Source organism: Nocardia sp. NPDC004415 (genome assembly GCF_053602435.1).
Genome location: NZ_JBSGDP010000111.1, coordinates 1 through 8,559, shown reverse-complemented (window position 1 = coordinate 8,559; position 8,559 = coordinate 1). Strand labels below are relative to the sequence as shown.

At 69.1% G+C, this 8,559-nt stretch carries 8 protein-coding genes; 3 read left to right on the top strand and 5 right to left on the bottom strand.

What is annotated here, in order from left to right:
* Positions 1–139: 139 nt before the first annotated feature.
* Positions 140–1,900 carry a proteasome ATPase gene (gene arc, locus ACWEMY_RS28890; RefSeq protein ID WP_278266067.1) on the bottom strand — a complete coding sequence of 587 codons (1,761 nt, stop codon included), beginning with the start codon at positions 1,898–1,900 and terminating at the stop codon, positions 140–142.
* 202 nt (positions 1,901–2,102) lie between these two features.
* Here arc and ACWEMY_RS28885 point away from each other — a divergent pair, with 202 nt between their 5' ends.
* Both ACWEMY_RS28885 and ACWEMY_RS28880 read left to right on the top strand, forming a co-directional pair.
* Positions 2,103–2,633 (top strand): hypothetical protein, encoded by a 531-nt coding sequence (locus ACWEMY_RS28885; protein WP_452392560.1) that lies wholly within the window; start codon positions 2,103–2,105, stop codon positions 2,631–2,633.
* 117 nt (positions 2,634–2,750) lie between these two features.
* Positions 2,751–4,079: an acyltransferase family protein gene (locus ACWEMY_RS28880; RefSeq protein WP_452392559.1), complete on the top strand. Its 1,329-nt coding sequence runs from the start codon at positions 2,751–2,753 to the stop codon at positions 4,077–4,079.
* Here the strand turns inward: ACWEMY_RS28880 and ACWEMY_RS28875 are convergent.
* Entirely contained in the window at positions 4,042–4,875 is an 834-nt protein-coding gene (locus ACWEMY_RS28875; protein ID WP_278266070.1) for a tRNA (adenine-N1)-methyltransferase, read from the bottom strand. The two genes, ACWEMY_RS28880 and ACWEMY_RS28875, sit on opposite strands and share 38 nt — an antisense overlap.
* A gap of 132 nt (positions 4,876–5,007) precedes the next feature.
* Here ACWEMY_RS28875 and ACWEMY_RS28870 point away from each other — a divergent pair, with 132 nt between their 5' ends.
* On the top strand, positions 5,008–5,913 hold the full coding sequence (locus ACWEMY_RS28870; protein ID WP_452392558.1) for a RecB family exonuclease: 906 nt from the start codon (positions 5,008–5,010) through the stop codon (positions 5,911–5,913).
* A 10-nt stretch (positions 5,914–5,923) separates the two neighbouring features.
* Here ACWEMY_RS28870 and ACWEMY_RS28865 read toward each other — a convergent pair whose 3' ends face one another.
* The 3 genes from ACWEMY_RS28865 to ACWEMY_RS28855 form a co-directional block, all read right to left on the bottom strand.
* Positions 5,924–7,051: a YeiH family protein gene (locus tag ACWEMY_RS28865; RefSeq protein WP_452392557.1), complete on the bottom strand. Its 1,128-nt coding sequence runs from the start codon at positions 7,049–7,051 to the stop codon at positions 5,924–5,926.
* Positions 7,051–7,185 (bottom strand): hypothetical protein, encoded by a 135-nt coding sequence (locus ACWEMY_RS28860; protein WP_278266074.1) that lies wholly within the window; start codon positions 7,183–7,185, stop codon positions 7,051–7,053. The genes ACWEMY_RS28865 and ACWEMY_RS28860 overlap by 1 nt, the downstream gene beginning before the upstream one ends.
* Positions 7,186–7,335: 150 nt before the next feature.
* Positions 7,336–8,559, bottom strand: a 1,224-nt coding sequence (locus ACWEMY_RS28855; RefSeq protein WP_452392556.1) for a heterodisulfide reductase-related iron-sulfur binding cluster, incomplete at its 5' end; no start/stop codon positions are given.

Sequence of the window (8,559 nt, the reverse complement as noted above, 5' to 3'; positions counted from 1 at the left end):
GTACGGAACGCGGCCGGTCGGATCGGTGCTGCTTACAGGTACTGACCCGTATTCGACTCCGTGTCGATCGCCCGGCTCGCCGAAGCGTTCTTGCCCGTGAATTGGACGCAGCCGGATGTCGACGATCCGCTCGCCCAACTCACAGGTACTGACCCGTATTCGACTCCGTGTCGATCGCCCGGCTCGCCGAAGCGTTCTTGCCCGTGACCAGCGTGCGGATGTAGACGATCCGCTCGCCCTTCTTGCCCGAGATCCGCGCCCAGTCGTCGGGGTTGGTGGTGTTGGGCAGGTCCTCGTTCTCGGCGAACTCGTCGACGATCGAGTCGAACAGGTGCTGGATGCGCAGACCCGGGTTCCCCGTGTCGAGCACCGACTTGATCGCGTACTTCTTGGCCCGGTCCACGATGTTCTGGATCATGGCGCCGGAGTTGAAGTCCTTGAAGTACAGGACCTCCTTGTCACCGTTGGCGTAGGTGACCTCCAGGAACCGGTTGTCGTCGCTCTCGGCGTACATCCGGTCGACGACCTTCTCGATCATCGCGTCCACGCAGGCGGCCTTGTCGCCGTCGAACTCGCGCACGTCGTCGACGTGCAGAGGCAGCGTCTCGGTGAGGTACTTCGAGAAGATGTCCTGCGCCGACTCCGCGTCCGGCCGCTCGATCTTGATCTTCACGTCCAGGCGGCCGGGCCGCAGGATCGCGGGGTCGATCATGTCCTCGCGGTTGGAGGCGCCGATGACGATGACGTTCTCCAGGCCCTCGACACCGTCGATCTCCGAAAGCAGCTGCGGCACAACGGTGGTCTCCACATCGGAGGAGACACCCGAACCGCGGGTGCGGAAGATCGAGTCCATCTCGTCGAAGAACACGATCACCGGGGTACCCTCGGAGGCCTTCTCGCGCGCCCGCTGGAAGATGATCCGGATGTGACGTTCGGTCTCACCGACGAACTTGTTGAGCAGCTCGGGACCCTTGATGTTGAGGAAGAAGGACTTGGCCTCCTTGGCGTCCTCACCACGGGCTTCGGCGATCTTCTTGGCCAGCGAGTTCGCGACGGCCTTGGCGATCAGCGTCTTACCGCAGCCGGGCGGACCGTAGAGCAGCACGCCCTTGGGCGGGCGCAGCGCGTACTCGCGGAACAGATCCTTGTGCAGGAACGGCAGTTCCACCGCGTCGCGGATCTGCTCGATCTGGCGGCCGAGGCCACCGATGTCGGTGTAGTCGACGTCGGGAACCTCTTCCAGCACAAGGTCTTCCACCTCGGCCTTGGGCACGCGCTCGAAGGCGAAGCCGGCCTTGGTGTCGACCAGCAGCGAATCACCCGGGCGCAGTTTGCGAATGGGGGAATCGGGGTCGTCCATGTCGTCGTACTCGGCGATCTTGGACAGCGGGCCCGACAGCCACACCACGCGTTCCTCGTCGGCGTGACCGACCACCAGCGCGCGGCGGCCGTCGTCGAGAATCTCACGCAGCGTGCCGATTTCACCGATGGCGTCGAAGTTGCCCGCCTCGACCACGGTGAGCGCCTCGTTCAGGCGGACCGTCTGGCCGTATTCGAGCGTGGCGACGTCGATGTTGGGCGAGCAGGTCAGGCGCATCTTGCGACCGGAGGTGAAGACGTCGACGGTCTGATCCTCGTAGGTGTGGATGACGATGCCGTAGCCGCTGGGCGGCTGTCCGAGGCGATCGACTTCCTCACGCAGGGCGATCAGCTGCTGACGCGCTTCCTTGAGCGTGTCCATCAACTTGCCGTTGCGGATGGTCAGCGAATCGATCCGTGCTTCCAATTCGCGTGCGCGATCCGGCGAGTCGGCGAGTTGTCTGCGAAGAGCAGCCGCCTCGGCGCGTACCGCCTCGAGCTCTCGCCAGGCCGCCGAATCCGAATTCTCGTTGGGGCTCATGATGCTGCTCCTCCCAGTCCCGGTCTTTCAACGCTACCGGGCGCGGTCCGTTCTCGCTTTCCGACATGGTTTCGTCGTGATCACATCTTGTACGGTGACGACCCTATCCGCCCCCGTCCGCCCGCGTGTTAGGCTCCCCTAACACCCCACCGAGGGGGCACCCGGCGAACACATTCGCCAACGAGCCGAAAGGTTGCTGAGCATGCTCCTTCCTACCCGCACAGTCCGCGTCACCGTCGCTGCCGCTGCCGCGGCACTCGCCGTGACCGTCGGGCTGACCGGTTGCGGCGACTCCGATGATTCCTCGACGAAGGCCACCAGCAGCAGTACCAGTATCGCGGCCGCTCCGTCCAGCAATTCGGCAACTCCGGCTCCGTCCGGCCAGAACGCGGGCACCCCCAGCGCCGAGACGCTGAAGGAGACGCTGGTGAAGTTCGGCGACCCGGCGGTGTCCACCGAGGACAAGTCGAAGCTCATCGTCAACGGTGAGGCGCGCAAGTCCAACATCGACCAGATGAACGGCATGCTCGCCGGCTACACCCTCACCTTCGATGTCGCCAACGTCGTGACCAGCGGAAACTCCGCGACCGCCGATGTCACGATCACTTCCCCGCACGGCACCGCCCCGGCCTTCCCGGTCACCTGGGAGCAGGTCGACGGCACCTGGAAGATCTCCGACAACAGCGGCTGCCTGCTGCTCGGCTTCGCCCAGGCCCCCTGCGCGCCCGCCTGAGCCCCGTGTGACGCACCCCGGGCCCGCGGTGACGGACCCGGGGTTTTTCACGCCCGGACGGCCGTCTGAGTAGTTCTGCGCTGTACCGGTGACGCGCGTTCTGCGATCGTTCCGGCCATGAACGTGTTTCCCGGCGTCGCGACTGTCGCGGCGCACACGCCGGCCGATCGGGACCGGTTCCTGGATCTGGTGCGGTTGTCCTCGCTGCTGGTGGTCGTCGCCGGGCACTGCCTGATGCTGACGGTGGTGCTGTCCGGCGATCGGGTGGAGTTCGGCAACGTGCTCGCCGATCTGCCCGCTCTGCAGGCGCTGACCTGGGTGTTGCAGGTGCTGCCGCTGTTCTTCTTCGCGGGCGTGGCCGCGGGTGCGCGCGGCATCGTGGCGGGGACCTCGTGGGGCGGGTGGCTGTTCCGGCGCACGCAGCGGCTGGTGCGTCCGCTGGGGTATTTCCTGGTGGCCTCGGCCGTGCTGGTGACGGTGGCGCAGCGGCTGCTGCCACCGGGCTGGCAGCGTCCGCTGGCGGTGACCAGCGTCCAGCTGCTCTGGTTTCTCGGCGTCTACCTGGTGGTGCTGGCCTGCACCCCGGCGCTGGCGGCACTCGTCACGACCGGTCGCCGGATGTTTGCCACCGTCGGCGCGCTGGCGCTGCTGGCCGCGGTGATCGATGTGGTGCGGTTCACCGGCGGCCCGGCCGAGCTCGGTTATGTGAACTTCCTCGTCTGGTTGATCCCCGCGGTGCTCGGCATCGGGTATCTGCGCGGAGTGCTCGCCCGGCGCACCGCCGCGGTGCTCGCGGGGGTCGTGGTGGTCGCCGATGTGCTGCTGGTGGCGCTGGGACCGTACGAACTGAGCCTGGTCACCGTGCCGGGGCAGCGGCTGTCGAATCTGGCGCCGCCGTCACTGCTGCTGGCCGGGCACGCGGTGGTGCTGTGCTGTGCGGCGGTCGCCGCGGCGCCGTGGCTGCGTGGCCTGGCCGCGCGCCCTCGGGTGTGGTGGGTGACGGTGATCGGCAACACCGGCGCCATGACGCTGTACCTGTGGCACATGCCGGTGCTGCTCACCGTCCTGGTGCTCGGCCACCTCGCCGGGTGGCACCGCACCCACCCCGATCAGCCGGGCTTCTGGCTGCTCACCGCGGCCCAGCTCGCGCTGACCGCCCTGGGCACCGCCGTGCTGTTCCTCGCCCTGCGCGGTCTGGAGAACACCCCGCTGCGCTGGTGGGACGACGCGGTGCGACCGGTGCGCGGCGGCTGGTCGGCGGCGACGGTGCTCGCGGTGATCGCGGCGGGCTGCGCGCTGCTGCAGGCCACCCGTTTCGGGATCACCGCCGAGGGCGCGCGCTGGCTGGCCTGCGCGGCGCTGGGCCTGCTGGTCGCGCGCGTGCTCACCCGCGCGCGACCGGCCGGACTCAGCCCTTCGACGGACGCCGCTGCGGCTTCGGCGTGACCGTGCCCTCGGCCAGCCTGCGCGCGCTCACCAGGAACGCCGTGTGCCCCTGCATGCGGTGTTCCGGACGCACGGCCAGGCCCACCACGTGCCAGCCGCGCACCATCGACTCCCACGAGCGCGGCTCGGTCCAGCACTCCTGCTCGCGCAGCGCCTCGACGACCTTGGACAGCTGGGTGACGGTGGCCACGTAGACGATCAGCACACCACCGGGCACCAGCGCCTTGGACACCGCGGGCAGCGCGTCCCACGGCGCCAGCATGTCCAGCACCACCCGGTCGACCTGCGGGCCCTCGTACTGCGCCACGTCGGCCACGGTCAGCGACCAGTTGTCCGGGCGCCCGCCGAAGAAGGTCTCCACATTGCGCACGGCGTGCTCGGCGTGGTCGTCGCGGATCTCGTAGGAGATCACCTCGCCCTCGGGACCGACCGCGCGCAGCAGCGAGCAGGTCAGCGCGCCCGATCCGGCGCCGGCCTCGAGCACCCGGGCACCGGGGAACACATCGCCCTCGTGCACGATCTGGGCGGCGTCCTTGGGGTAGATCACGGCCGCGCCGCGCGGCATCGACAGCACGTAGTCGACGAGCAGCGGGCGCAGCGCCAGGTAGGGGGTGCCGTTGGTGGACTTCACGACGGTGCCCTCGTCGGTGCCGATGAGGTCGTCGTGTTTGATGCCACCCCGGTGGGTATGGAATTCCTTACCCTCCTCCAGCAGCACCGTGTAGAGGCGCCCCTTGGCATCGGTCAGCTGCACGCGGTCCCCGATGGTGAACGGACCGGTTCGTCTGGCCGTCATGGATCTCCATTTCTCTCGGAAGGAAACCTTCAGCCTGCCAGGCTGCGTGATCACCGCACGCACGGGGTGACCGCGACCGGGTGGGTCGCGATCGCGCGCTCGGTGTCGGTGGGTGCCGATACCCTGCGGGGTATGTCAGCACCGGTGCCTGTTTCCCTCGCCGACGACCCCGCCGATGCCCCGGCACGGCGGTCGCGCCCGGCGCTGTCGCCTTCGCGGGCAAGCGATTTCAAGCAGTGCCCGTTGAAGTACCGGCTGCGGGCGATCGACCGGATCCCGGAGCCGCCGTCACGGGCCGCGGTGCGCGGCACGGTCGTGCACGCGGTGCTCGAGGATCTGTTCGGATTACCAGCCGAGCAGCGGCATCCGGAGCACGCGGCCGCGCTGGTCCCGGCCGCGTGGGAGCGGGTGCGGGCCGGGCGTGAGGGTCTCGACGAACTGGTCGCCGAGGGCGGGCCGGAGGCGCTGTTCGCGGAGGTGCGGCGGCTCGTCGAAGGCTATTACGAGCTCGAGGATCCGCGACGCTTCGAGCCGGAGTCGCTCGAGGAACGGGTCGAGGTGGATCTCGACGGTGACGTGCCGCTGCGCGGTTTCGTCGACCGCATCGATGTGGCGCCGTCGGGTCTGCTGCGGGTGGTCGACTACAAGACCGGCCGCTCCCCCGGTCCGCTGCACGAGGCGCGCGCGCTGTTCCAGCTCAAGTTCTACGCCCTGGTGATCCTGCGGACCCGCGGCATCGTGCCCGCCCAGCTGCGCCTGATCTACCTGGCCGACAAGATCCTGCTCACCTACGCGCCCGACCGCGAGGAACTCGACCGTTTCGAGCGCATTCTCACCGCGCTGTGGCAGGCGATCCTGGAGGCGGGCCGCACCGGCGACTTCCCGGCCCAGCGCAACGCGCTGTGCAAGTTCTGCGATTTCAAGCCGCTGTGCCCGGAGTACGGCGGGACGCCGCCGCCGTATCCCGGCTGGCCCCGGCACAATCCGGAACCTGTCGTCCTCGGCGTGCCGGAGGTGCGGCCCGCCGAGGACACCTGAGCCGACCGGATCAGACGGTGAAGTCGTGGAACAGCAGCACCGAAAGGCCCAGGCCCACCACCAGATTCACCACCGCGGCCGAACCGAACACCACGATCGGCCGCCAGCCCGCCTCGCGCAGGCCGCGCACCGAGAACTCCAGGCCGATGGAGACGAAGGCCAGGATCAGGAACCAGGTGCGCAGGTCGTTGACCACGGCGATGTGCGCCGCGCCGGTGGCCTTGTCGACCGACTGCAGGTACAGCGTGCCGATGACCGAAGCGGCCAGGAAGCCGAGCACGAATTTCGGGAACCGGGCCCAGAATTCGCCGAGGCGCGGCCGCGCCGCACCCGGGGTGCGTTCCACCCGGAAGGCGAACCAGGCGGTCAGCGCGATGGCGACGATACCGATGAGCGCGTTCTGGGTGGTCTTGACGATGGTCGCGATCTTGAGCGAGTCCTCACCGGTCAGCGCGCCCGCCGCCGCGACGGCCGCGGTGGTGTCGATATTGCCGCCGATCCAGGCGCCCGCCACCGCGTCGGAGAGCCCGAGCACGTCGGCCAGCCAGGGCAGCAGGAAGATCGAGGGCAGGGCGAAGATGATCACCAGCGAGGCCGCGTAGGCGATCTGCTCACGCCGGGCCTGCACCGCGCCTGCCGCCGCGATCGCCGCGCTCACGCCGCAGATCGACACCGCCGAGGACAGCAGCGCCCGCAGTTTGTCGTCGAGGCCGAGCAGGCCGCCGAACCACCAGGTGAAACCGAACACCAGGGTGATCAGGGCCAGTGCCTGCACGATCGCCGGGGCCGCCGCGGTGACCAGGATCTTCAGGTTGATCGACGCACCGAGCAGGACCACACCGGTCTTGATGAAGAACTCGGTGCGGAATCCGGCCGAGAGCCGTTCGCGCAGGCCCAGTTTGGTGAGGATCACATTGCCGGCCAGGCCGATCGCGATCGCGTACACCGGATACTCGACCGTCTTGGCGACCCGCTGGAAGGGGGTGTCCACCGCCCACTGCGGCACCTGGGTGTCGAACAGCCTGGTCAGCGCGCCGAGTGCGAGCACGACCAGCAGGCCGGTCACGACATCGGCGGCGGTCGGTCGCGGGTTCGCCTGCAGCGCGGCGGTTTCGGAGGTGGTCTTCGGCTCGCTCATCACGGCACCAGCCAGTCCGGGATCGCCCCTGTCAGGACGAGCGCGAGCAGGGCCAGCCCGACGACGGTCGCCAGCCAGTCCTCGTTCCAGGTGAATGTGCTGCCCGGCCGCGGCTCGGGTTGTGTCTGGGACACGGTGACTCCTTGCTGTTCCTCATCGAGAAACGCAAGGTAACAACGGGTTTCTCCCAGCACACGGATTGCGTTCACCCTGAACGGATCTCCCCCACCGCCACCGCCCCCGAGCCCGGCCACCGTCACCCCGATGGCCGGGCCCCCTCCGAGTCAGCCGTTACCGGAAGCAGACCCCACCCCACCGGGCGCCCGCACCCCGGGCCGCTTGAATCCGGACTTCATGGCCAGACCCTTCGCCGCGACGGTCGGCTTGGTTTCGGTCGGGGCCGAAGCCTGGGCCGCGGGGGCTTCGACTGCCGGGGCAGCGTCAGCCTGCGGAGCGGCGGTGGCGTCCTCGGCCGGGGCCGGGGTTTCCGCCGGTGCTGCCGCGGCCTTCGCGCCAGGGGCCTTGGGGCCGGGGCGCTTGAAACCGGACTTCATGGCCAGACCCTTCGCGGCGACCGTCGGCTTGGTTTCCGACGGAGCCGACGCCGCAGCATCCGAAGCCGGAGCATCCGCGGCCGGGGCTTCGGCCGGGGCGGCATCCGCAGCCGGAGCTGCCGGAGCAGCCGCGGCCTTGGCACCGGGGGCCTTCGCCCCGCCCTTCATGCCGAGCCCGCCACCGGGGGCCTTGGCGCCACCCTTCATGCCGAGACCCTTGACCGGGGGAGCCGTGGTCTCGGCGGCCGGAGCAGCATCCTCGGCAGCGGGGGCCTTCGCACCCGGAGCCTTCGCGCCGCCCTTCATGCCGAGCCCGCCACCGGGTGCCTTCGCGCCACCCTTCATACCCAGGCCACCACCGGGTGCCTTCGCGCCACCCTTCATACCCAGGCCCTTGGCCGGAGCAGCCTCAGCAGAAGCAGCCTCGGCCGGAGCGGCTTCGGCCGCAGGTGCCTTCGCACCCGGCGCCTTGGCAGCACCCTTCATACCCAGACCACCACCAGGCGCCTTGGCGGCGCCCTTCATACCGAGACCGCCACCGGGAGCCTTGGCGGCACCCTTCATGCCCAGACCGCCACCGGTCGGAGCGGCCTTCGGAGCCGCCTCAGCAACCGGCTCGGGCTCGGGTTCGGGCTCCGGTTCCGGTTCGGGTTCGGCCTTGGGCTCCTGGATGACCACCAGATTCGCCGACAACTCCGCCGCGTCCACCCGCGTGATCGAGTCCAACATCAACTGCGCGACATCGACGACCTCGACACCCTCGCCCTGGCCCTGCTCCTGACGCGCGGTCACACCATCGGTCAACATCACCCGGCAGAACGGGCAACCCGTCGCGATCTTCGTCGGATTCGTCGACAGGGCTTCATCGACACGATCGACATTGATCCGCTTACCGAGCTGTTCTTCCATCCACATCCGCGCGCCACCGGCACCACAACACATCGACCGCTCACC

What these genes read in the sequence shown, in the direction of transcription:
- arc (WP_278266067.1), bottom strand. Translation starts at nt 1,900, where the DNA reads ATGAGCCCCAACGAGAATTCGGATTCGGCGGCCTGGCGAGAGCTCGAG.
- ACWEMY_RS28885 (WP_452392560.1), top strand. Translation starts at nt 2,103, where the DNA reads ATGCTCCTTCCTACCCGCACAGTCCGCGTCACCGTCGCTGCCGCTGCC.
- ACWEMY_RS28880 (WP_452392559.1), top strand. Translation starts at nt 2,751, where the DNA reads ATGAACGTGTTTCCCGGCGTCGCGACTGTCGCGGCGCACACGCCGGCC.
- ACWEMY_RS28875 (WP_278266070.1), bottom strand. Translation starts at nt 4,875, where the DNA reads ATGACGGCCAGACGAACCGGTCCGTTCACCATCGGGGACCGCGTGCAG.
- ACWEMY_RS28870 (WP_452392558.1), top strand. Translation starts at nt 5,008, where the DNA reads ATGTCAGCACCGGTGCCTGTTTCCCTCGCCGACGACCCCGCCGATGCC.
- ACWEMY_RS28865 (WP_452392557.1), bottom strand. Translation starts at nt 7,051, where the DNA reads ATGAGCGAGCCGAAGACCACCTCCGAAACCGCCGCGCTGCAGGCGAAC.